Source organism: Kluyvera ascorbata (genome assembly GCF_023195735.1).
GTDB classification, from domain to species: domain Bacteria; phylum Pseudomonadota; class Gammaproteobacteria; order Enterobacterales; family Enterobacteriaceae; genus Kluyvera; species Kluyvera ascorbata.
Window position 1 is genome coordinate 4,673,576 of the sequence record NZ_CP096201.1, and the last position, 21,598, is coordinate 4,695,173.

A 21,598-nucleotide genomic window follows, 5' to 3' on the forward strand; every position below is an offset into this window, starting at 1 on the left:
GCTCATTTCCGGCGTAAGATGCGTCCGAAATTTGAAGGCAAACGATTATCTGGCTTTTATGCCCCTTTTTTCAACAGAAGTTTGCCCTGGTTTATGAAAATTAACGAATGCCGATGGAGAATTGGTCAACCCATGCGCAAACGTTATCGTTCATGCGCAATCCAGCAACATTTCTATGGCAAAAATGTCGCAATTATCAGAGGAAGAATGAATAAGGATTACTCATCTTCCAGCAAACGAGCGCCGGTCCCCTCTTCCCCCAGTTTATCGCCGGGATTACGCAGCGGGCAGTCGCGCAACGACATGCAGCCGCAGCCGATGCAGCCGTTCAGTTGGTCGCGTAAGGCTTCCATCGCGTGGATGCGTTTATCCAGTTCTTCGCGCCATTGGGTGGTGAAATGCTTCCAGTCTTTCGGCCCCAGCGTGTGGTTTTCCGGCAGAACGCTCAGCGATTCACCGATAGTGCCGAGCGGGATCCCTAACCGCTGGGCAATTTTGATAATCGCCACGTAACGCAAAACATCACGCTTATAGCGTCGCTGATTACCACTATTTCTCGTGCTACGAATTAGCCCTTTGCTTTCATAAAAATGCAGCGCTGAGACCGCAACGCCAGTTCGTTTCGCTACTTCACCCGGTGAAAGCAGCGTTTTTATTCTCGTCGATTTTTTTTCCATAATCCGCTTTACCTCAAGTTAACTTGAGGAATTATACTCGCCGACAGAACAGAAATCGACGCGAAAATAGACAACGGGGAGAGCCTTATGTCCCATCGGGAAATTATTCAGACGCTAATTGAATGGATAGATGAACATATCGATCAACCGCTTAATATCGATATCGTGGCCCGCAAGTCCGGCTACTCTAAGTGGTATCTGCAAAGAATGTTCCGCACCGTGATGCATCAGACGCTAGGCGACTATATCCGCCAGCGACGCCTGCTGCTTGCCGCAGAAGCGTTGCGCACCACCCAGCGTCCCATCTTTGATATCGCCATGGATCTCGGCTACGTCTCGCAGCAGACCTTCTCGCGCGTATTCCGCCGCGAGTTCGATCGCACGCCGACGGACTACCGTCACCATATCTCCGCCTAATACGCATTCAGGCTGCCACACCGGCTGTGGCGGCCTTATCCATGCTTTGATCGGGGTTATTGAATTGACAAAAATCCTGCGTTTACCTCTGGTGAATAAAACAGCAAACGTGATATAGTTCACACTATGATATGAAACAGAAACGCTGTTTCACTCAATTTGTGAATGCCTTCAGATAGCCAGAGCGCCCAGTGCCTCATACACAAGTGCTGTCCGGGCAGCTTGTTGTTTATCTCTGAGGAAAAGGTCCCATGCTTTCACTTACCGCAGGCGTTACGCTGTTACGTTGGCCATTAACCAGCGCGGTGCTGATGTTCGTTGCTAGTACCCTGAAAATCAAACTTCGTAAAGCCGATTACATCGGTCTGGGCGCTATTTGCAGCATGCTGGGTCTTGCGGCCGCCTGCTGGTTCGCAACCAGTTTGCTCGGTATCACCCTGGTAGAAATCTCCACTATCTTTAACAATATCAAAGATGTGATGGTTGAAGTGATGAGCCAGACGCCGCCAGAATGGCCGGTTGCGCTCTACTAAATACAAAAAACCCCGCCGCGGCGGGGTTTTTTATTATCAGGGCGCGGCTATTCCCCGCCTAAGGCCAACGCAATACGCCGGGCCGCTTTTTTGAGTTTGTCCTGCCACTCCCCCACGTTGCTTTGCGCAAAATGTTGGGTCGATGACACCAGTGCCAGCGCGGCGCAGTGTTCTTTCGGCGCAAAACGCACAGGCACCGACAGCGACGATACCCCGACCGCCAGCTCCTCATCGGCGCGGTAGCAGCCCGCTTTGCGAATCTGCTGCATCCGCTTAAGAAACGCCTCTTCCGTTTCACCCAGACCTGCGGCCAGAACCTCTTCACGACAACGTTCGAACAACCCACGCTGCTGCTTCGAGGTTTGGTTGGCTATCACCACTTTTGGCGCGCTGCCGGAAAACATCGGGCGCGGGCGACCGCGGCCATAAATCAGCGCAATCTCCTGATTCGAACATTCGTGGTGCAGGTCGAGAAACACATCGCCATCAAGTCTGGAGAGTGTGCAGTGGCAGCCTGTCAGCGTCACCAGTTCACGCATCTGCGGGATACTCGCCGCCAGCAGCGGGTCAGTGCTGCGAATAACATAATCCAGCAGCGTGATACGCGGGCCAAGGGCGTAGAAACCGCCGTTAAAACGCTGCAACAGACCAGCCAACATCAGCTCTTTCAGGTAGCGGTAGCCAGTGGGAGTTGAACATCCCAGCGCTTCGACGATGCGGTCGGCTTCCCATACGGGGCGTGCGGCAGTGAACAAATCCAGTACCGACAGCATTCGATTCAGGCTGGTCATGATGTCTCTCCATGGCAAAACGCGCATTGTAGCGGTTGCCATCGACGCGAGCCAGATGGCGGCTTCCACCGGCTTGAAAAAGCCCTACCGAAGCCAGGTTTTTTAGCAGTATTTGATTAAATGAGGATGTCGTGCTGCGCTACCTCAAGAGTGCGAAATATGTGCAGAACGTAGCGGCGGACTCTCGACGAAATGAATTGGAAGCGGGCGGCGACGGGAAAACCGCCGATTATGCCCACCTCCGATAAAAATGACGGATAGCCTCGGTTACAAAATTTGCTTAACCCGCACATCCTGCAAGCGTCGCAGAGTGATAGTGCTGGCACCTTTGTAGGCGTCCTGAATATGCGCGACGATCAGCGCTACTGCTCGCACTTCGTCACGCTGTTCAATGGCCTCCAGCAGCTCAGCATGCTCTTTGTAAGTCTGGGTTATTCGGGTTTCATATTCAAAATCGAGCCGCCGCATAATGCGAATGCGGTTGGTGATATTGGTCAGAATCGCCGTCAATTCCCGATTGCCTGCTGCCTCGGTTAGCGCCAGGTGAAACTGCTCATCCAGCGAAGCGATATCATCACACGCCAGCTCGATTTCCGGCGCAACCTGCCAGATAGCCTTCAGTCTGGTGAGCACCTGCCGGTTCACTTTTGCTGACGTCGAGCTGCACAAACTGCGCACCGAATTGGCTTCAATCAGCGCGCGCGTTTCGTACAGGTCTTCGTAGACATCGAAATCAATGGGGAACACTTCCCAGCCGTTACGCAGGCAGCGTCTGACCAGCCCCTCGTTTTGCAGCAACAGCAGCGCCTCGCGAACCGGCGTGCGGGAACATCCCAGCCGCCGGGCGATCTCCACCTCCGTAAAGCGATCGCCGGGTAGCAGGATAAACTGATAAATCTCCTGCCTCAGTTGCTGAAATACTCGTTCCGAATGCGCAAGAAGCGGCGTGGGTTCCGATGTCGTGACCGTCATAGAGTGCTCCGCAATTAACTGTGCTGGCGAATAAAGCGCGCACGCCAGGGTTTCAGCACCCACAGTGCCAGCCCAGCCGTGATGAAATCAAGAGCAATCGCACAGCCAAAGACGACATGCCACCCTTGAGTGTGCTGATACAGCAACGCGGCCAGCGGCCCACCGAAAATGGAGCCAATCCCCTGCGAGATATACAGCCAGCCGTAGTTCGAAGCGGCATTTTCGCTGCCAAACGTGTCAGTCAACGTAGAAGGGAACAGCGAAAAGATCTCGCCCCAGCCGAAGAATACGACCCCGGAAAGCAGCACAAACAGCATCGGATCGTCTCGACAGGCCAGCCACAGCATCATCGCTCCCCCTTCAAGGGCAAAGGCGATAAACATGGTTTTTTCACGGCCATAGCGGTCGGAAATAAAACCAAACAACGGGCGAGTCAAGCCGTTGGTAAAGCGGTCGATGGTCAGTGCCAGCGGCAGCGCGGCCATGCCGAATACCACCGCTTTACTGATGCCAAAATCTTCAGCAAAGATAGCCATTTGCGAGGTCACCATAAGCCCGGAGGTCGACATCATCGCCATCATGGCAAACATCAGCCAGAACAGAGGCTGGCGCAGCATTTCACGAGAGGTAAACTGACGCGTCCCCTGCACGATTTTCCGGCTAACCGGCAGCGCAGTCGAGTTGGGTGGCAGGCTCAGCCCTTGGCTGGCCAATAGCCCTACGATAGCGAAGACGATACCAAACACGGTCATGGTCTGCTCCAACCCATAACTGCCCAGCGAAATCGAGATCGGGAAGGTAGTCAAAATCGCCCCCATACCGTAGCCCGCCGCCACAGCCCCTGCGGCAAAGCCTCGGTTTTGCGGGAACCACTTAACCATCAGCCCAACGACGCCAATGTACACAATCCCGGTGCCCAATCCGCCGATACAGCCATAGACCAGGTATAGCGCCATCAGACCATTGATGTGCGCGGAGAGCACCCAGCTTAGCCCGGCCATCACCGTGCCGATTGAAATCAACAGCCGGGGGCCAAATCGTTCAACCAGCCGCCCCTGAAAAGGAGAAAAGAAGGTCTGCAGAATAATCAGCAGCGAAAAGGTTACCTGCAGCTCCGGTAGGCCGACACCCAACTTCTCGGTCAGCGGTTTGGTCAGCAGCGTCCATACATACTGCGGGCTGGAGATTGAGGCCATACAGATAAGCCCCAACACCAGCTGCGCCCATTTGCCAAATTTTGGTGCTACCAAAGGTTCTCTGAGAACGGTCATTTTACGCTCCAATAGACGAAAAAATGTCGTCAGAACGCGGGCGCGCCCAGCGCGCCTCATCATTCCGCGAATGTTTCATTTGGAAAATGCTGGGTTACCAGCGGGCAACGCCACCATCGCTACGAGGGTCGCTGCCGCCTTCCAGCATGCCGTTGCAGTGCCGGAGAATAGCCCCGGCATGCCCCATGAGGTCGTCATAAGGGGGATAAATATCGACGTCATGGCCGTACTGTTTGAGGGTGTCGGTAGTCGCCGCTCTGAGGCGGCTTTCAATCTTAAGCGTGTCGCTGCTTTCTCCCCAGGTGCGCCCTAATAGCCAGCGCGGAGCGGCCACGGCCGCCTGCGGGGTCATTTTCTGGTGGAGGATGCGGTCAAAGACCGCCGCCAGCGTTTGTGGCTGGCCGTCTCCGCCCATGCTGCCGTACACCAGCACATCGCCGTTGGCCAGATGCGCCAGCCCGGGGTTGAGAGTATGGAACGGTAGGCGGCCCGGCTGTAATGGGTTGGTGGCATTTGGGTCAAGCGAAAAGCTGCTGCCACGGTTTTGCCAGATGATGCCGCTGTCGGCGAGGATCACCGCACTACCAAACTCATGATAAATGCTCTGAATAAAGCTGACGGCGGTGCCAGAACCGTCGATAACGCCCATCCAGATAGTATCCGCAGGCCCACGCCCTTTGCCCCAGGCCTGTGCCCGGTCGGGCACAATCTGCGCGCTGAGCTGAGCGATACTCTCTGCCGTCAGCAGCGACTGCGGGTCAAGGGTCATATGGGCCGGGTCGGTGATATGGCGATCGCGCAAGGTGAACGCCAGCTTAGTCGCTTCAACACAAAGGTGGACAAAATCGGCTTCGTCAGCAATAGCGCCCTTTTTACGCTGCTGTTCGATAATGCCGGTCATCAGCAGCGAGACCAGGCCCTGAGACGGTGGCGGCAGGTTATATACCGTCCCACTCTCCGTTTCCAGCGCCAGCGGCTTCACCCGTGCCGCGCGATAAACATCAAAGTCGCTAAAGCGCAGCAGGCTTCCGGCCGTCTCAAGTTCGCTAGCGATCAGTCGGGCCGTTTCACCGTGGTAAAAATCACTCAGCCCGTGAGTTGCCAACCGCTCCAGAGTGTTGGCGAGCGCAGGTTGAAGCAGCAGATCGTCGGGATCGAGCGCCTGACCTGTTGGCGCAAACAGGCCGCCAAAGCCAGGGTACTGGCCGAGCTGCGGCAAGCGTGCGGTGATTTGTTGATGCAGCCCTGCGCTCACCGGTACGCCATGACGCGCATAGTAGATGGCATCGTTCAGCAGACGCGTTAACGGCAGCGGCGCGTTGGCCATCTGCTCTCCTGCCCACTCCAGCGCACGTTCCCAACCGCCCACCGTGCCGGCGACAGTATTGGCTGCCAGCGGGCCGCGCACCGGAACCTGCTCATATCCTGCCTGGCGATAAAAATCGATATTTGCTTTCTCCGCTGCAAAGCCACAGGCCTGAATCGCCACCGGCGCTTCACCCGGTTTTGAGATTAACCAGAATCCATCGCCGCCGATGCCATTCATATGCGGGTAAATCACCGCGATGGTCGCCGCCGCCGCCACCATCGCCTCAACCGCATTACCGCCATCGCGCAAAACGGCCACCGCACTTTCTGCGGCCAGCGAGTGCGGCGCAACGGCCATGCCCTGCATACATTTAGCTGATTGGATTTGAGTCATCGTCTGCACCTTGCCTACATGAGTGTATACACAGATGTAGGCACAAAGCGTGCCAACTGTTATTTTTGTTAATTATCTTGTGGTTATGTGAATAAAACAGAAAAGGCGGAGATTAACGCGGAGCAATGTTCGCACCGAAGCGGTGCCGATGTGGCCTGATGGTGCGCACTAAAAAAGCAAAAACCCTGCCGAAGCAGGGTTTTTGTCGTCTTGATAAATGCGCCGGGACGGCGATGAATCAGAACGGGATATCGTCATCGAAGTCCATCGGCGGTTCGTTAGACGGTGCCGGAGCGGACTGCTGCTGCGGGCGAGACTGCGCGCCGCCGCTGAACTGATTGCCGCCCTGTGGCTGCTGAGGCTGACCCCAACCGCCCTGCTGCTGCTGGCCGCCACCTGCCGGTGCGCCGCCGCCCTGACGGCCACCCAGCATCTGCATGGTGCCACCTACGTTAACCACGACTTCAGTAGTGTATTTTTCAGCGCCGGACTGATCGGTCCATTTGCGGGTACGCAGCTGGCCTTCGATATAAACCTGAGAGCCTTTACGCAGGTATTCGCCTGCTACTTCCGCCAGCTTGCCGAACAGCACAACGCGGTGCCATTCAGTCTGCTCTTTCATTTCACCGGTCGCTTTGTCACGCCAGGATTCGGAAGTAGCCAGCGTAATGTTGGCAACTGCGCCACCATTCGGCATGTAGCGTACTTCCGGGTCCTGGCCCAGGTTACCGACGAGAATCACCTTGTTTACGCCTCTGCTGGCCATGTTTGTCTCTCCTGAAAAATGAATCTTGATTAAGTGTAAACGCGCCAGTGTATCATTTCCAGACGGTATTTTGGTAGCTGCGAGACAGATTCCACTAAACATCTTATCCCGCTGCAATTTTCATCGGCATCCGGAATCGGCATTCCAATACTGTATATTCATTCAGGTTAAGTTGTGTCATAATTAGCCGTTTCTGCCGTTTGTCCTTCTAACAAACCAGGCAATCCGTGTATCTCCTCTACCGGGAAAGGTGAATGGATAAGATCGAAGTTCGGGGCGCCCGCACCCATAATCTCAAAAACATCAACCTCGTCATCCCTCGCGACAAACTGATTGTCGTGACCGGGCTGTCCGGGTCTGGCAAATCCTCACTGGCTTTTGACACCCTCTACGCCGAAGGGCAGCGTCGCTATGTAGAATCGCTTTCTGCCTATGCGCGCCAGTTCCTGTCGCTGATGGAAAAGCCGGATGTCGATCATATTGAAGGGCTGTCGCCTGCGATCTCTATCGAGCAGAAGTCGACGTCACACAACCCGCGTTCGACGGTCGGTACCATTACCGAAATTCACGACTACCTGCGTCTGCTATATGCCCGCGTAGGCGAGCCGCGCTGCCCGGATCACGACGTGCCGCTGGCGGCGCAAACCGTCAGCCAGATGGTCGATAACGTACTGTCGCAGCCAGAAGGCAAGCGCCTGATGCTGCTGGCCCCGATCATTAAAGAACGTAAGGGCGAGCACACCAAAACGCTGGAGAACCTGGCAAGCCAGGGCTATATCCGCGCGCGTATAGACGGCGAGGTCTGCGATCTGTCCGATCCACCAAAGCTGGAACTGCAGAAGAAACACACCATCGAAGTGGTGATTGACCGCTTTAAAGTACGCGATGACCTGACGCAGCGTCTGGCGGAATCGTTTGAAACCGCACTGGAGCTCTCCGGCGGCACGGCGGTGGTCGCCGATATGGACGACCCGAAAGCGGAAGAGCTGCTGTTCTCCGCCAACTTCGCCTGCCCGATTTGCGGCTACAGCATGCGCGAGCTTGAGCCACGCCTGTTCTCGTTCAACAACCCAGCGGGCGCATGCCCAACCTGTGACGGCCTGGGCGTGCAGCAGTATTTCGATCCTGACCGAGTTATCCAGAACCCTGAGCTGTCGCTGGCCGGTGGCGCGATTCGCGGCTGGGATCGTCGTAACTTCTATTACTTCCAGATGCTGAAGTCGCTGGCAGAACACTACGAATTCGACGTTGAAGCCCCGTGGGAAAGCCTTGATGCCGCCGCGCAGAAAGCCATTCTTTACGGCTCCGGCAAAGAGTCGATTGAATTCAAATACATCAACGACCGTGGCGATACCTCCGTGCGTCGCCATCCGTTTGAAGGCGTATTGCACAACATGGAGCGCCGCTATAAAGAGACGGAATCCAGCGCGGTGCGCGAGGAGCTGGCGAAGTTCATCAGCAACCGTCCGTGCGCCAGCTGCGACGGCACCCGTCTGCGTCGCGAAGCACGTCACGTCTACGTTGAAAATACGCCGCTGCCGACCATCTCCGACATGAGCATCGGTCACGCGATGGACTTCTTCAACAACCTGAAGCTCTCCGGCCAGCGCGCGCAGATTGCGGAAAAAGTACTGAAAGAGATCGGTGACCGCCTGAAGTTCCTGGTCAACGTTGGCCTGAACTACCTGACCCTCTCCCGCTCCGCAGAGACCCTCTCCGGCGGCGAGGCGCAGCGTATCCGTCTGGCAAGCCAGATTGGCGCGGGGTTGGTTGGCGTGATGTACGTGCTGGATGAGCCGTCTATCGGCCTGCACCAGCGCGACAACGAACGTCTGCTCGGCACGCTGATTCACCTGCGTAACCTCGGTAACACGGTAATTGTGGTCGAGCACGACGAAGACGCCATTCGCGCCGCCGACCACGTTATCGACATTGGCCCTGGCGCGGGTGTCCACGGTGGCCAGGTAGTCGCTGAAGGGACGCTGGACGACATTATGGCGGTGCCAGAGTCGTTAACCGGGCAGTTCATGAGCGGGAAGCGCAAAATTGAAGTGCCGAAAAACCGCGTTCCGGCGAACCCGGAAAAAGTGCTTAAGCTAACGGGTGCTTCGGGTAACAACCTGAAAGACGTGACCCTGACGCTGCCGGTCGGCCTGTTTACCTGCATCACCGGCGTGTCCGGCTCCGGTAAATCAACGCTGATTAACGATACCCTGTTCCCGATTGCGCAGACGCAATTAAACGGCGCAACTATCGCGGAACCGGCGCCGTACCGCGACGTTCAAGGGCTGGAGCATTTCGATAAAGTTATCGATATTGACCAGAGCCCGATTGGCCGTACTCCGCGTTCCAACCCGGCCACCTACACCGGCGTCTTTACGCCAGTGCGTGAGCTGTTTGCCGGCGTGCCAGAATCACGTTCACGCGGCTATACGCCGGGCCGCTTCAGCTTTAACGTCCGCGGCGGGCGCTGCGAGGCCTGTCAGGGTGATGGCGTTATCAAAGTCGAAATGCACTTCCTGCCGGATATCTACGTGCCGTGCGATCAGTGCAAAGGCAAACGCTATAACCGCGAAACGCTGGAGATTAAGTACAAGGGCAAGACCATCCACGAAGTGCTGGATATGACCATTGAAGAGGCGCGTGAGTTCTTCGATGCCGTTCCGGCGCTGGCGCGTAAGCTGCAAACGCTGATGGACGTTGGCCTGACCTACATCCGTCTTGGCCAGTCGGCAACGACGCTTTCCGGCGGCGAAGCCCAGCGCGTGAAGCTGGCGCGCGAGCTGTCAAAACGCGGCACCGGTCAGACGCTCTATATTCTGGACGAACCGACCACCGGCCTGCACTTTGCCGATATCCAGCAGCTGCTGGAAGTGCTGCATCAGCTCAGAGATCAGGGCAACACCATTGTGGTTATCGAGCACAACCTGGACGTGATTAAGACCGCGGACTGGATTGTCGATCTCGGTCCGGAAGGCGGTAGCGGCGGCGGTGAAATTCTCGTCTCCGGGACGCCAGAAACGGTGGCTAACTGCGAAGCCTCGCACACCGCCCGTTTCCTGAAGCCTCTGCTGGGCTAATCACGAGTACATCTGCTGTCGGAGCGTTTCCGGCAGCAGATCCACCGCCAGCTGATAGGACGCATCCACCAGATAGTAAATTTGCGAACTTGGCAGCGAACCATCCAGGTAGACGGTGCTCCAGTGTGCTTTGTTGAGGTGTCGGCTTGGACGAACGTCTTTGTGCTGCTGACGCAGCAGCTCTGCCAGTTCGGGGCTGGTTTTCAGCGACACCGCCGGGCGGTCTTCGACATCCTTCACCATCGCAAACAGCACGTCGGCCACTTTAATCTGTGTTGCCTTCCAATCGCTGTGCACGCTCTGTTCCGCGCCACGCTTCGCCATGCAGTACAGCAGAAGATCCGAACTGGTCATCATTTTATACTCCTCAGTCTCGCAAACCACGTTGTGCAAAAAAGCATCATTTCAGTGTGCAACAAGACGCCGAAAGGATAAACCTTTCAGCGCCTGATTTTGACTAAAAAAGCATCATTTATTGATAGGGCGTTAGTACTCGGAGTTAACGATCACTTCTTCATTAAACGCACCGGCCTGCGGCAACGGGCGATAGGTCGAGTTAGAGGCGCGCAGGACGCGGATACCGCGGGCTCCCACTTCACGCGCGGCGGTGATGTCGTTATCGGAATCACCGTAGAACACCCTGATGTTCTTCTCTTTCAGCCACTGAGTCTTCGTGTTCTGGCCCGGCTCATCACCGGCAAAAATCACCGGATTCATGTTCGCCCCGGGGATCAGGAAATCATCCTGCAGCGTTTTAGAGACGGTTTCGGTTTTGGTCTGGCTACGACCGGTCACGAAGTAGATGCTGTCGCCGCGCTTCACGTGCATTGCAATCAGCGAACGGGCCACTTCTTTCGGGATACTGAACGCGTCCCAGCCGTTATTCATTTTTTCCCAGAACTCGGGGTTCTTCAGGTAGTCCTGGCTATCCGGCGAGTAGGTTCTTTGCCCGCGCCAGAAGCCTGGGCTTGAGAACAGGACGGTATCGTCGATATCAAAACCGACCGCCATTGGCGGATGGCCCATCAGGCTGTTTTCAATTTGCGCCACGGAAACCCAGTGGATAGGAGCCTGTTCGGCCAGCTTCGCAACGTCGGTACCAGGGTAGAGTGGAGAAGGTGATGAGGCGTGAGCCGTCACCGAAGCATTCAGTGCAAATAACAAGCAGACGGCACTGAGAGCTTGCGTGATCTTGCGCATGTTTTCCCTTAATTCGTCGAGTCGTTATTGTAATAAAGTGAGTGTTGCTTCAAATAAAAGCACTGCGACCTTACCGTCTGAGGGATACGATTGAAAGGTTTATCTCAGAATAATCCTGAAAAAAGTAAGGGGATCACAGTTTAGTGCTTTGAAAGCACGCTGGCTCAGCATATACCTCCGAGCCAGCGTGAGCACTTACTTACATGACTGCAGCAAAGGCTTTTGCCACACGCTGTACGTTGCGGCTATTGAGGCCCGCTGCGCACATACGACCGCTGGCAATCAGGTAGACGCCAAATTCATCGCGCAGACGATCGACCTGCGCGGCGCTCAGGCCGGTATAGCTGAACATTCCACGCTGTTTGAGCAGGTAGTCGAAGTTACCGTTCGGCATCTCTTCTTTCAGCACGTTCACCAGCGCCTGACGCATGTCCAGAATGCGAGTGCGCATCCCTTCCACTTCCGCCAGCCACATGGCTTTCAGCTCAGCATCACCGAGAACGGCAGCCACAATCTGCGCGCCGAAGTTTGGCGGGCTGGAGTAGTTGCGACGGACAGTCGCTTTCAGCTGACCCAGCACGCGCAGCGCGGTCTCGTTATCTTCACAGATAATCGACAGGCCGCCGACGCGTTCGCCGTACAGGGAGAAGATTTTGGAGAATGAGTTGCTGACCAGCGCCGGCAGGCCAGCATCGGCGATGGCGCGAATGGCATATGCATCTTCTTCCATACCTGCGCCAAAGCCCTGGTAGGCGATATCGAGGAACGGAATAAGATCGCGTGCTTTCAGTACCTCAACCACGCCATCCCACTGTTCATTTGTGAGATCGGCACCAGTTGGGTTATGGCAGCACGGGTGCAGCAGCACGATGCTGCGCGCTGGCAGTGTGTTCAGCGTTTCCAGCAGCGCATCATAGCGTACGCCGTTGGTTTCGCTATCAAACCAAGGATAGGTGCCAACCTTGAAACCAGCGCCTTCAAAAATCGCGATATGGTTTTCCCAGGTAGGGTCGCTGACCCATACGCCGGAATCCGGGAAGTAGCGCTTGAGGAAATCTGCGCCCACTTTCAGCGCGCCGGAGCCACCCAGTGTCTGGATAGTCGCCACGCGCTGTTGCTGGAGAACCGGGTGATCGGCGCCAAACAGCAGCGGTGCTACTGTGTGACGATAACTGTTCAGCCCTTCCATCGGCAGGTACAGCGACGCGCCGTGCGGCTGCGCGTTGAGTCGCGCTTCGGCCTCCGCCACCGATTTCAGCTGCGGAACAATGCCGTTTTCGTCATAAAACAGGCCGATGCTGAGGTTAACTTTGTCGCTGCGCGGATCTTCTTTAAAGCGTTCCATTAAGGAAAGAATCGGGTCGCCCGCATAGGCGTCAACTTTTTGAAACACGCGATGGTTCTCCAGGTTTACAGAAGGCAGGAAATAACACAATAAACTGGATGGGGAGGAAGGTCGAGCGGTAGTTGGTGAGTTTTTCCCGGCGTCGCAAAGCTCTGCCGGGCTACGTTTACATTGTAGCCCGGCCGAACGCAGTGACGCCGGGAATAGCGGCGTAAAACTAATCGATATACTTCATCGCCACCCGCGACGTCAGGCGCGTAATAAGTTCGTAAGCACTCACTTTTGTGATTTCAGCAATGCGTTCAACCGGCAGGCCATCGCCCCACATGATCACTTCATCACCGGTTTTATCCTGGGCATTCGGGCCCAGATCGACGCAGACCATGTCCATCGCCACGCGGCCCACAATTGGCACTTCGCGGCCGTTAACCAGCACTGGCGTGCCGGACGGTGCCGCGCGCGGGTAGCCGTCGCCGTAGCCCATCGCGACCACGCCGAGGCGGGTATCGCGTTCGCTGACCCAGGTGCCGCCGTAGCCAACCGGCTCACCGGCTTTGTGCTCGCGTACGGCAATCAGGCTGGAGGTCAATGACATCACCGGCTGCATGCCGAAGTCTGGGCCCCACGGTTTCTGTTCCAGCGGGGATACGCCGTAAAGAATGATACCTGGGCGCGCCCAGTCGAAGTGCGATTGTGGCCACAGCAGAATGCCGCCGGATGCCGCGATAGAACGTAGACCCGGTTTGCCCTCGGTGAAGGCGGTGAAAATCGCGAGCTGTTTTTCAGTCGCGCCGCATTCCGGTTCGTCGGCACGGGCAAAGTGGCTGACCACGTTAACCGGCTGGCGCACGTTTTTGCACTGGCTCAGACGCTGATAGAACGCATCGGCATCTTCCGGGAGTACGCCCAGACGGTGCATACCGGTGTCGAGCTTCATCCAGACGGTGACCGGCTCGCTGATGTCAGCGGTTTCCAGCGCTTCAAGCTGTTCGATGTTATGCACGGCGGTATGCAGATGCTGGGCAGCTATCGTCGGCAGATCGGTCGCGTTGAAGAAGCCTTCCAGCAGCAGAATTGGCTGAGTGATCCCACCCTCGCGCAGGCGCAGCGCCTCTTCAAGACGTGCAACGCCAAAAGCATCGGCGTCGGGGAGCGTTCGCGCGGTCTCGAGGAGGCCGTGTCCGTAAGCGTTCGCTTTCACCACCGCAACCAGCTTGCTGGCAGGTGCCAGCTCACGCAGACGTTGCAGGTTGTGTCGCAGAGCGCGGCGGTTAATGACTACAGTTGCCGCTTGCATTTGTGTTCCTTGATATGAATTTGCTGATTCAGCGTTGTTATTCGTCGTCGTACTGCGGACCGGCGTAGTTATCGAAGCGCGACCATTGACCGTTAAACGTCAGGCGCACCGTGCCGATTGGGCCGTTACGCTGTTTACCGATAATAATCTCGGCGATGCCTTTTAAGTCACTGTTTTCGTGATAAACCTCATCACGATAGATGAACATGATTAAGTCGGCATCCTGCTCGATGGAGCCGGATTCACGCAGGTCGGAGTTGACCGGGCGTTTGTCCGCGCGCTGTTCCAGGGAGCGGTTAAGCTGCGACAGCGCCACCACCGGCACGTGCAGCTCTTTGGCTAACGCTTTGAGCGAGCGGGAAATTTCGGCGATCTCCAGCGTACGGTTGTCGGAAAGCGACGGCACGCGCATCAGTTGGAGGTAGTCGATCATGATAAGGCCGATGCCGCCGTGTTCACGGGCGATACGGCGCGCGCGGGAGCGCACTTCCGTCGGCGTCAGGCCGGAGGAGTCATCGATATATATGTTTCGTTTTTCCAGCAGAATGCCCATGGTGCCAGAGATACGCGCCCAGTCCTCATCATCGAGCTGGCCGGTACGAATACGGGTCTGGTCAACGCGCGACAGCGATGCCAGAGAACGCATCATAATCTGTTCGGATGGCATCTCGAGACTGAAGATCAGTACCGGTTTATCCTGCAACATCGCCGCGTTTTCGACGAGGTTCATCGCAAAGGTGGTTTTACCCATCGACGGACGCGCCGCCACGATGATCAGGTCCGACGGCTGTAGACCGGCGGTTTTCTTGTTGAGGTCGTCATAACCGGTGTTCACCCCGGTGACGCCGTCATGCGGCTGCTGGAAAAGCTGTTCGATGCGCGCGACGGTAGCGTCGAGCACTTCGGTAATATTTTTCGGGCCTTCGTCTTTGTTAGCGCGGCTTTCAGCGATTTTAAAGACGCGGGACTCGGCGAGATCCAGCAGGTCTTCACTGGTGCGCCCCTGCGGGTCGAAACCGGCTTCGGCAATCTCGTTAGCCACCGCAATCATTTCACGAACAACGGCACGTTCACGGACGATATCGGCATAAGCGCTAATGTTCGCCGCACTTGGCGTATTTTTGGAGAGTTCTGCCAGATAGGCAAACCCGCCGACGCTGTCCAGTTGCCCCTGTCGCTCCAGCGATTCCGCGAGCGTAATCAGGTCAATCGGGCTGCCGCCTTCCTGCAAACGACCCATCTCCGTAAAGATGTGACGGTGCGGACGGGTATAAAAATCTTCCGCCACCACGCGCTCGGCAACGTCGTCCCAGCGCTCGTTGTCCAGCATTAGCCCGCCCAACACCGATTGTTCCGCTTCAATCGAGTGCGGCGGTACTTTCAGCCCGTCTACCTGAAAATCGCGGACGCGAGGTTCGGTTTGCGGTTTGTTGAAGGGTTTATTTGCTGCCATAGTGAATGGTATTACCGAGATAAAGAGTGGGTCGAAAGATTACCACATAATCGTTCTGGAGGAAGCATGGCAACCCGTATTGAATTTAGCAAACATGGCGGCCCGGAAGTGCTTAACGCGGTCGAGTTCACTCCATCAGCCCCTGGCGAAAACGAAGTGCAGGTGGAAAACAAAGCTATCGGTATCAACTATATCGACACCTATATTCGCAGCGGGCTGTATCCGCCACCGTCAATGCCCAGTGGTTTAGGCACAGAAGCGGCTGGCGTGGTGAGCCAGGTGGGCAGCAACGTGAAGCACATCAAGGCGGGCGATCGCGTAGTCTACGCGCAGTCCGGGCTCGGTGCGTATAGTTCGGTGCATAACGTCCCGGCGGATAAGGTCGCCCTGCTTCCGGCGGCTATCTCCTACGAGCAGGCCGCCGCCTCTTTCCTCAAAGGCTTAACCGTCTTCTATCTGCTGCGCAAAACCTACGAAATCAAACCCGGAGAACTGTTCCTGTTTCATGCTGCCGCAGGGGGCGTAGGACTGATTGCCTGCCAGTGGGCAAAGGCGCTGGGGGCGAAGCTTATCGGTACCGTCGGCAGCGCGGAGAAAGCACAGCGTGCACTTCAGGCCGGTGCCTGGCAGGTGATTAACTATCGCGATGAGAATATTGCCGAGCGCGTCAAAGAACTAACCGGCGGGAAAAAGCTGTCGGTGGTGTACGACTCGGTGGGGAAAGACACCTGGGAAGCGTCGCTGGACTGCTTAAAGCGCCGTGGGCTGATGGTCAGCTTCGGTAACTCTTCCGGCCCGGTCACCGGGGTTAACCTCGGCATTCTCAATCAAAAAGGCTCACTGTTCGCCACCCGCCCTTCCCTTAACGGCTACATCACCAACTATGATGAGCTGAAAGAAGCTAGCCACGAACTGTTCTCGCTGATTGCGAGCGGGATTATCAAAGTGGACGTGGCGGAGAGCCAGAAGTATCCGTTGAAGGACGCGCGGCGCGCGCATGAGATTCTGGAGAGTCGGGCTACGCAGGGGTCAAGCCTGCTGATTCCGTAACGTTCCTGCCGCACAAAAGACTAGGGCTTCCCGTAGGAAGCCCTTTCTTTTTTTAGTTCGGCTGTATGTAGGGTACAGCTCGATGAATTCTTTAACGGCGGCAATAGTGACAGATTTATTACGCGAATCCTATGAGGTTTTATGCAAAATGATTGAGGTTGTGACGAGTACCTCAATACCTCCGATAATTGCCGCGATATGGCCGTTCTTTCGGTGAATTAATCGCCCGGATAATCCACACCGCCGCGACCGCCAGGATAAGCCATGGCAGTAACTTAATCATAATAGCAAACAGCCCGCCAACGAACATTAATACGGTGGCCACCACCAGCGCGGCAATAATGCCGAGCAGCGAAATCCCGGTGACCAGCAGCATCACAAAAAATCCAATCACAAATAACAGTTCCAGCATTGTGGTTCTCCCAGAAATCATACGTAGCTGTCTGAACTATTACAAAAAACGTGCCAAAAATAACTTATTGATTATCAATAAAAAAGCCCTGCAACGTTGTGCAAGGCTTGGTGAATTTGACCAGGATTTAGCGAAAAAATTAACGCTTATCCGCGACCAGCTTTAACGCGTGTTCCAGTACGTTGATATCGGCGCCCGCTTTGTGAGCGTTCTCACTCAGGTAGCGACGCCACTGGCGCGCGCCCGGGATGCCCTGGAACAGACCCAACATATGACGGGTGACGTGGCCCAGATAGGTGCCGTTGCTCAGCTCGCTCTCAATGTACGGATACATGGCACGCACTACGGCGACAGGGTCGGCATCAACATCGGCGGCACCGAAGATTTCGCGGTCGACCGAGGCCAGAATGCCAGGGTTCTGATAGGCTTCGCGGCCCACCATCACACCGTCCATATGTTCCAGATGCGCTTTGGCCTCTTCCAGCGACTTAATGCCGCCGTTGATGGACATGGTCAGGTGCGGGAAATCACGTTTGAGCTGGTAGACACGCGGGTAATCCAGCGGCGGAATTTCGCGGTTCTCTTTCGGGCTTAAGCCGGAGAGCCAGGCTTTGCGGGCGTGAATAATAAACATCTCGCACTCGCCGCGACCGGAGACTGTGTCGATAAAATCGCAGAGAAATTCGTAGCTGTCCTGGTCGTCGATACCGATACGGGTTTTCACCGTCACTGGAATAGACACCACGTCGCGCATCGCCTTCACACAATCCGCCACCAGCTGCGCGTTGCCCATCAGGCAGGCACCAAACATGCCGTTCTGCACGCGGTCGGACGGGCAGCCGACGTTGAGGTTAATTTCATCGTAACCGCGTTCTTGCGCCAACTTCGCGCAGTGCGCCAGCGCCGCCGGGTCGCTGCCACCCAGCTGTAATGCGACCGGATGCTCTTCTTCGCTATAGGCCAGATAGTCGCCCTTGCCGTGAATAATCGCCCCGGTGGTCACCATTTCGGTATACAGCAGCGTGTGCTGCGAAAGAAGACGCAGGAAGTAGCGGCAGTGTCTGTCGGTCCAGTCGAGCATGGGCGCGATGGAGAAACGGTGAGCGGGGAAATTGAGTTGTGATTCTGAAGGCATGGCGAAGTTTTGAGCATCTGGTGAATTGGGGGCGCTACTATAGCACAGGCCGCAATTGGATACGATTCGCCTTGATGTGATATCATAAAATGATATCATTAATGCACTTTGGCGGATGCAATACACAACGGAATGGAAGCATAAATGAAGTCATTAAACGCCAGGCACCAGAAAACACTGCATCTGATATTTTCGTTACCCACTCCTGCCACCCTGGAATGGCGAAAAATTGAGTCTCTGCTTGTAGCGTTAGGTGCAAAAGTATCGGAAGGAAACGGTTCCCGGGTACGGTTCGAAATCAATCAGATTGTGGCTTCTTTCCACCGACCTCACCCCGATAAAGAGGCAAAGGTTTACCAGGTTCGTGATGCAATGGCATTTCTTATCGCAGTAGGAGTAACTCCATGATGAATACCATGACGTATAAAGGCTATGCCGCAAAGATTGATTACAGCGACGAAGACTTATGCTTTGTTGGGCGAGTTGCAGGCATCAGGGACGTGATTGGCTTTCACGCCGATAACGTTACAGACCTTCGTACAGCCTTCGAAGAAGCCGTTGACGATTATATTGCCTACTGTGCAGAACAAGGGCGTGAACCACTGCGGCCAGCCAGTGGCAAAATCAGCCTGCGCATCTCTCCAGAGGTTCACTCTGCCATCAACGTTGCGGCAGAGGTCTCGGGGAAAAGCGTCAATCAGTGGATTAACGATACGCTTTCCAGAGCGGCTCACGGCTAACAAGAGTTGGGAGATCCCCGGCGGCGCTTCGGTACAAACCGGAAACATAGGTAACACTTTAGACCGGATACATGGGTAACAGTTATAACTGGCATAGAAGAGGAGACTCGCTATGCCCTGGACTGAGACCCGACCTATGCAACGCCTTGATTTTATCCGTGCCAGCCAGACTGGCACGATGTCTTTCTCTGCACTCTGCCGTCTCTTCGGCATCAGTCGTAAAACGGGCTATAAATGGCTCGGGCGTTTTGAACCCTCAGAGCCTGCGACGCTTTTTGACCGCTCACGCGCACCACACTCACATTCCCGCACCATCCCGCCAGATATTGCTGCCCATCTGATGGCGTTACGACAAAAACACCCTGACTGGGGGCCGAAAAAGCTGCGGATGTGGCTCCTTAATCATCAGGTCGACTTCCCGGTCCCGGCTGCCAGCACCATCGGTGACATCCTCAAACGCCAGGGGCTGGTTCCGGACAGAAAACGCAAACACAGAACCCCCGGTAATCGTCAGCCGCTGACCACTGTCCAGAATATTAATCAGGTCTGGAGCGCTGATTTTAAAGGGAAGTTCAGACTGCTGAGCCGGGAATACTGCCATCCGTTTACGCTGACAGATAACCACAGCCGATACCTTCTGAGCTGCCGGGGTAACCATCACGAGAACACCGCGTTCGCCCGGCAGTGCCTCACTGATGCCTTCCTTGAATATGGTCTGCCGGATGTACTGCGAACCGATAACGGGCAGCCCTTTGCAGGTGTCGGGGTAGCGGGTCTCAGCCGTCTGTCAGTCTGGCTTATCAAGCTGGGCGTCAGACCCGAGCGCATCAGGAAGGGACATCCGGAAGAAAATGGTCGTCATGAACGCATGCACCGCTCGCTGAAAAGTGCGCTGAAGCACGGGAATATCTTCAGAACGCAGGAGGAGCAACAGGCCTGGTTCAGTCATTACAGAGAGGAGTTCAACCAGGAGCGTCCGCATGAGGCGCTGGGAGGAAGTACGCCGGGCCAGGTATGGCGGCCTTCATCGCGTCGCTGGGATGGAAAGGTCCCTGAATATGAGTGGCCTGAGGGGGCACGGCTGTACAGGGTGATGTCGAAAGGAGTAATACACATCGGTAAGGAAGTGTTCCTGAGCGAGGCGCTGCTGGGAGAATACATCATGCTGGAAGAAAAAGATGATGGCGTTGAGGCCATCATCTTTAACGGGATAACGCTGGCTTACTATGACCGGAAAAGCCGTAGTATTATCCGGATAGACTAGGAAAGTGTTACCTATGTTCCCGGTCTGAAGTGTTACCTATGTATCCGGTCGTACATTCGCTTTGCCGGGCTACAGGATAGTATGGCCCTGTAGCCCGGACGAGGTGCGCAGCACCGCCCCCGGGAAGGGAGCTACGTTAGAACGTAACGCTCAGCTGCGCCCCCGCACCCCAGGTTTGGTTTTCGCCGTACAGCCCCATCAGGTCGACGTGGACCCGGTTGAACGGCGCAAAGCCAACCCCGCCGGTGAAGACGTTGCTGTCGTTGTTTTTCACATCAGCACGATAGCCCGCACGCACCGCCAGCCAGTCGAGAGGACGCACTTCGGCACCTACGCCAACGTACTGCGAGGTGTATTCGCTTTTAAACCCTTTCGTTTCGGTGAGGTCGCCATCGGCGCTGAGGGTCAGCATATCGGTGTGCCAGGCGACCCCGGCGGTGACCAATGGGCGAATCTGGTAGGTATCGCGCACGCCGTCGACCTCTTTGGTGTCGATGTCGCGAGAGAACAGGTTTTGTCCGCTCAAGCCCACCGTCCAGTTATCGCCAAAATCAGCGGCCAGACCGGCATCAATGTTGAAACCGGTGTCGTCATTGCGATAACGGCTGCTGTTGATGTCGTCGCTGCTGAAGTTGTAGATGGAGACGGTGTAATTATAGAGCCAGGTTTGCTGAAGCTTTGGCGTAATGCCCAGCGACACCGGCACACCGCCGAAGTCAAACTGGCGCGCGATAGCCACGCCGTAGTCACTGACGATTGCCGCGCGGCCATAGCCCTTCGATTTCAGATCCTGTGGATTCACGCCAAGCGCGCTTATCGGCGCCGCTTCAACGCCGCGCAGCAGGTTGATATCGCCCTGATCGATATACGAGCTGACCCGCGCCCTGGCGCTGGCTTTCGTGACAAACGCCACGTCCAGCACATCGTTAGGTATACTGATGGCCAGCCCTGCGCCCGCTTTGGCGTTAGCCGTCTTTCCTTTCAGCGAGGAGAGTTGATCCGCCAGATCGCCTGCCGCCGCAGAAACCTGACGAGAAGAAGCGCTGTTTGGATTGGCAAGATCGGCAAGGTTAATCGTGCTCAGTACCCGCCGGTAGTTGTTCACATCGTCGCTGATGTCATCAATTTTGCTGCGCAGATCGTCCTTATCGGAAATCTGCGCACCAATGGTCGGCACAATAAGCGTGATATCGTCGTCCGGCTTCGCCTTCGCCAGCAGCGCCGGGTTGATGAGTACGCCGCTGCCATAATTCGCAGAAGCCACCCCCGTGCCCCCCATCGCGTCGTTACGCGCTTCCGTCCAGCCATTTGCCGCCCCTGCCTGTCCCGCCACGAAAAAGGAGACAGCGACCCCCATTAGCGAAAATTTGTCTTTTTTATTCACAGTTTGCTCGTCTTATTGTCGGTAATGAAACAACCCTCCATCCGTTATCGCCTGGATGGAGACGAACTGTTGCTGTGAATAGCGAGGAAAAAAGCGGTTTGTTCCCCTA

General features: G+C 55.9%; 21 protein-coding genes. 7 read left to right on the forward strand and 14 right to left on the reverse strand.

What is annotated here, in order from left to right:
• Positions 1-218 precede the first annotated feature (218 nt).
• Positions 219-677: a redox-sensitive transcriptional activator SoxR gene (gene soxR, locus MY052_RS22350; protein ID WP_035895941.1), complete on the reverse strand. Its 459-nt coding sequence runs from the start codon at positions 675-677 to the stop codon at positions 219-221.
• Positions 678-764: 87 nt separating this feature from the next.
• Here soxR and soxS point away from each other — a divergent pair, with 87 nt between their 5' ends.
• Both soxS and MY052_RS22360 read left to right on the forward strand, forming a co-directional pair.
• On the forward strand, positions 765-1,094 hold the full coding sequence (gene soxS / locus MY052_RS22355; protein WP_035895940.1) for a superoxide response transcriptional regulator SoxS: 330 nt from the start codon (positions 765-767) through the stop codon (positions 1,092-1,094).
• 251 nt (positions 1,095-1,345) lie between these two features.
• Positions 1,346-1,627, forward strand: coding sequence for a YjcB family protein (locus tag MY052_RS22360; protein ID WP_035895939.1), 282 nt, complete (start codon positions 1,346-1,348; stop codon positions 1,625-1,627).
• 47 nt (positions 1,628-1,674) lie between these two features.
• Here the strand turns inward: MY052_RS22360 and MY052_RS22365 are convergent, their stop codons facing one another.
• From MY052_RS22365 to ssb1, 5 genes are all read right to left on the reverse strand, one after another.
• The gene (locus tag MY052_RS22365; RefSeq protein WP_035895938.1) at positions 1,675-2,418 is read right to left on the reverse strand and encodes an IclR family transcriptional regulator; all 744 of its coding nucleotides are present in this window, start codon (positions 2,416-2,418) and stop codon (positions 1,675-1,677) included.
• 267 nt (positions 2,419-2,685) lie between these two features.
• Positions 2,686-3,390 (reverse strand): GntR family transcriptional regulator, encoded by a 705-nt coding sequence (locus MY052_RS22370; protein ID WP_248537884.1) that lies wholly within the window; start codon positions 3,388-3,390, stop codon positions 2,686-2,688.
• Between the two features lie 14 nt (positions 3,391-3,404).
• Positions 3,405-4,721: an oxalate/formate MFS antiporter gene (gene oxlT / locus MY052_RS22375; RefSeq protein ID WP_416337396.1), complete on the reverse strand. Its 1,317-nt coding sequence runs from the start codon at positions 4,719-4,721 to the stop codon at positions 3,405-3,407.
• A gap of 34 nt (positions 4,722-4,755) precedes the next feature.
• Entirely contained in the window at positions 4,756-6,363 is a 1,608-nt protein-coding gene (locus MY052_RS22380; RefSeq protein ID WP_248537886.1) for a gamma-glutamyltransferase family protein, read from the reverse strand.
• Between the two features lie 238 nt (positions 6,364-6,601).
• The gene (ssb1, locus tag MY052_RS22385; RefSeq protein ID WP_035896752.1) at positions 6,602-7,129 is read right to left on the reverse strand and encodes a single-stranded DNA-binding protein SSB1; all 528 of its coding nucleotides are present in this window, start codon (positions 7,127-7,129) and stop codon (positions 6,602-6,604) included.
• Positions 7,130-7,383: 254 nt separating this feature from the next.
• Here ssb1 and uvrA point away from each other — a divergent pair, with 254 nt between their 5' ends.
• Positions 7,384-10,209, forward strand: a complete 2,826-nt coding sequence (gene uvrA, locus MY052_RS22390) for an excinuclease ABC subunit UvrA (RefSeq protein ID WP_123652245.1) — start codon at positions 7,384-7,386, stop codon at positions 10,207-10,209.
• On the opposite strand, the gene MY052_RS22395 is transcribed toward uvrA, so the two are convergent.
• The 5 genes from MY052_RS22395 to dnaB all read right to left on the reverse strand — a co-directional run bounded on the left by MY052_RS22395 (position 10,210) and on the right by dnaB (position 15,504).
• Positions 10,210-10,563, reverse strand: coding sequence for an MmcQ/YjbR family DNA-binding protein (locus MY052_RS22395; protein WP_123652258.1), 354 nt, complete (start codon positions 10,561-10,563; stop codon positions 10,210-10,212).
• Positions 10,564-10,695: 132 nt separating this feature from the next.
• Positions 10,696-11,409, reverse strand: a complete 714-nt coding sequence (aphA, locus tag MY052_RS22400) for an acid phosphatase AphA (RefSeq protein WP_035896755.1) — start codon at positions 11,407-11,409, stop codon at positions 10,696-10,698.
• 199 nt (positions 11,410-11,608) lie between these two features.
• Positions 11,609-12,802, reverse strand: a complete 1,194-nt coding sequence (tyrB, locus tag MY052_RS22405; RefSeq protein ID WP_248537887.1) for an amino acid aminotransferase — start codon at positions 12,800-12,802, stop codon at positions 11,609-11,611.
• Between the two features lie 169 nt (positions 12,803-12,971).
• On the reverse strand, positions 12,972-14,051 hold the full coding sequence (alr, locus tag MY052_RS22410) for an alanine racemase (RefSeq protein ID WP_248537888.1): 1,080 nt from the start codon (positions 14,049-14,051) through the stop codon (positions 12,972-12,974).
• Positions 14,052-14,088: 37 nt separating this feature from the next.
• Entirely contained in the window at positions 14,089-15,504 is a 1,416-nt protein-coding gene (dnaB, locus tag MY052_RS22415; RefSeq protein ID WP_035896759.1) for a replicative DNA helicase, read from the reverse strand.
• Between the two features lie 66 nt (positions 15,505-15,570).
• On the opposite strand from dnaB, the gene MY052_RS22420 reads away from it, so the two are divergent.
• Positions 15,571-16,554: a quinone oxidoreductase gene (locus MY052_RS22420; RefSeq protein ID WP_202216745.1), complete on the forward strand. Its 984-nt coding sequence runs from the start codon at positions 15,571-15,573 to the stop codon at positions 16,552-16,554.
• Positions 16,555-16,726: 172 nt separating this feature from the next.
• Here MY052_RS22420 and pspG read toward each other — a convergent pair whose 3' ends face one another.
• Positions 16,727-16,966, reverse strand: coding sequence for an envelope stress response protein PspG (gene pspG / locus MY052_RS22425; protein ID WP_035896763.1), 240 nt, complete (start codon positions 16,964-16,966; stop codon positions 16,727-16,729).
• Between the two features lie 139 nt (positions 16,967-17,105).
• Positions 17,106-18,101 (reverse strand): tRNA dihydrouridine(20/20a) synthase DusA, encoded by a 996-nt coding sequence (dusA, locus tag MY052_RS22430; protein WP_248537889.1) that lies wholly within the window; start codon positions 18,099-18,101, stop codon positions 17,106-17,108.
• Positions 18,102-18,245: 144 nt separating this feature from the next.
• Between dusA and MY052_RS22435 the strand changes: the two genes are divergently transcribed.
• The 3 genes from MY052_RS22435 to MY052_RS22445 all read left to right on the forward strand — a co-directional run bounded on the left by MY052_RS22435 (position 18,246) and on the right by MY052_RS22445 (position 20,105).
• A complete protein-coding gene (locus MY052_RS22435) occupies positions 18,246-18,509 on the forward strand; it encodes a type II toxin-antitoxin system HicA family toxin (RefSeq protein WP_202216747.1) in 264 nt (87 codons plus the stop codon).
• The gene (locus tag MY052_RS22440) at positions 18,506-18,841 is read left to right on the forward strand and encodes a type II toxin-antitoxin system HicB family antitoxin (RefSeq protein WP_248537890.1); all 336 of its coding nucleotides are present in this window, start codon (positions 18,506-18,508) and stop codon (positions 18,839-18,841) included. Before MY052_RS22435 ends, MY052_RS22440 begins: the two co-directional genes overlap by 4 nt.
• Before the next feature lie 112 nt (positions 18,842-18,953).
• Positions 18,954-20,105: an integrase core domain-containing protein gene (locus MY052_RS22445; protein ID WP_202215917.1), complete on the forward strand. Its 1,152-nt coding sequence runs from the start codon at positions 18,954-18,956 to the stop codon at positions 20,103-20,105.
• Positions 20,106-20,241: 136 nt separating this feature from the next.
• On the opposite strand, the gene MY052_RS22450 is transcribed toward MY052_RS22445, so the two are convergent.
• Positions 20,242-21,489, reverse strand: a complete 1,248-nt coding sequence (locus tag MY052_RS22450) for a conjugal transfer protein TraF (RefSeq protein ID WP_248537891.1) — start codon at positions 21,487-21,489, stop codon at positions 20,242-20,244.
• Between the last annotated feature and the right edge of the window lie 109 nt (positions 21,490-21,598).

Coding starts and splice junctions, on each gene's coding strand:
- soxR (WP_035895941.1), bottom strand. CDS start 677: ATGGAAAAAAAATCGACGAGAATAAAAACGCTGCTTTCACCGGGTGAA.
- soxS (WP_035895940.1), top strand. CDS start 765: ATGTCCCATCGGGAAATTATTCAGACGCTAATTGAATGGATAGATGAA.
- MY052_RS22360 (WP_035895939.1), top strand. CDS start 1,346: ATGCTTTCACTTACCGCAGGCGTTACGCTGTTACGTTGGCCATTAACC.
- MY052_RS22365 (WP_035895938.1), bottom strand. CDS start 2,418: ATGACCAGCCTGAATCGAATGCTGTCGGTACTGGATTTGTTCACTGCC.
- MY052_RS22370 (WP_248537884.1), bottom strand. CDS start 3,390: ATGACGGTCACGACATCGGAACCCACGCCGCTTCTTGCGCATTCGGAA.
- oxlT (WP_416337396.1), bottom strand. CDS start 4,721: ATGAGGCGCGCTGGGCGCGCCCGCGTTCTGACGACATTTTTTCGTCTA.
- MY052_RS22380 (WP_248537886.1), bottom strand. CDS start 6,363: ATGACTCAAATCCAATCAGCTAAATGTATGCAGGGCATGGCCGTTGCG.
- ssb1 (WP_035896752.1), bottom strand. CDS start 7,129: ATGGCCAGCAGAGGCGTAAACAAGGTGATTCTCGTCGGTAACCTGGGC.
- uvrA (WP_123652245.1), top strand. CDS start 7,384: ATGGATAAGATCGAAGTTCGGGGCGCCCGCACCCATAATCTCAAAAAC.
- MY052_RS22395 (WP_123652258.1), bottom strand. CDS start 10,563: ATGACCAGTTCGGATCTTCTGCTGTACTGCATGGCGAAGCGTGGCGCG.
- aphA (WP_035896755.1), bottom strand. CDS start 11,409: ATGCGCAAGATCACGCAAGCTCTCAGTGCCGTCTGCTTGTTATTTGCA.
- alr (WP_248537888.1), bottom strand. CDS start 14,051: ATGCAAGCGGCAACTGTAGTCATTAACCGCCGCGCTCTGCGACACAAC.
- dnaB (WP_035896759.1), bottom strand. CDS start 15,504: ATGGCAGCAAATAAACCCTTCAACAAACCGCAAACCGAACCTCGCGTC.
- MY052_RS22420 (WP_202216745.1), top strand. CDS start 15,571: ATGGCAACCCGTATTGAATTTAGCAAACATGGCGGCCCGGAAGTGCTT.
- pspG (WP_035896763.1), bottom strand. CDS start 16,966: ATGCTGGAACTGTTATTTGTGATTGGATTTTTTGTGATGCTGCTGGTC.
- dusA (WP_248537889.1), bottom strand. CDS start 18,101: ATGCCTTCAGAATCACAACTCAATTTCCCCGCTCACCGTTTCTCCATC.
- MY052_RS22435 (WP_202216747.1), top strand. CDS start 18,246: ATGAAGTCATTAAACGCCAGGCACCAGAAAACACTGCATCTGATATTT.
- MY052_RS22440 (WP_248537890.1), top strand. CDS start 18,506: ATGATGAATACCATGACGTATAAAGGCTATGCCGCAAAGATTGATTAC.
- MY052_RS22445 (WP_202215917.1), top strand. CDS start 18,954: ATGCCCTGGACTGAGACCCGACCTATGCAACGCCTTGATTTTATCCGT.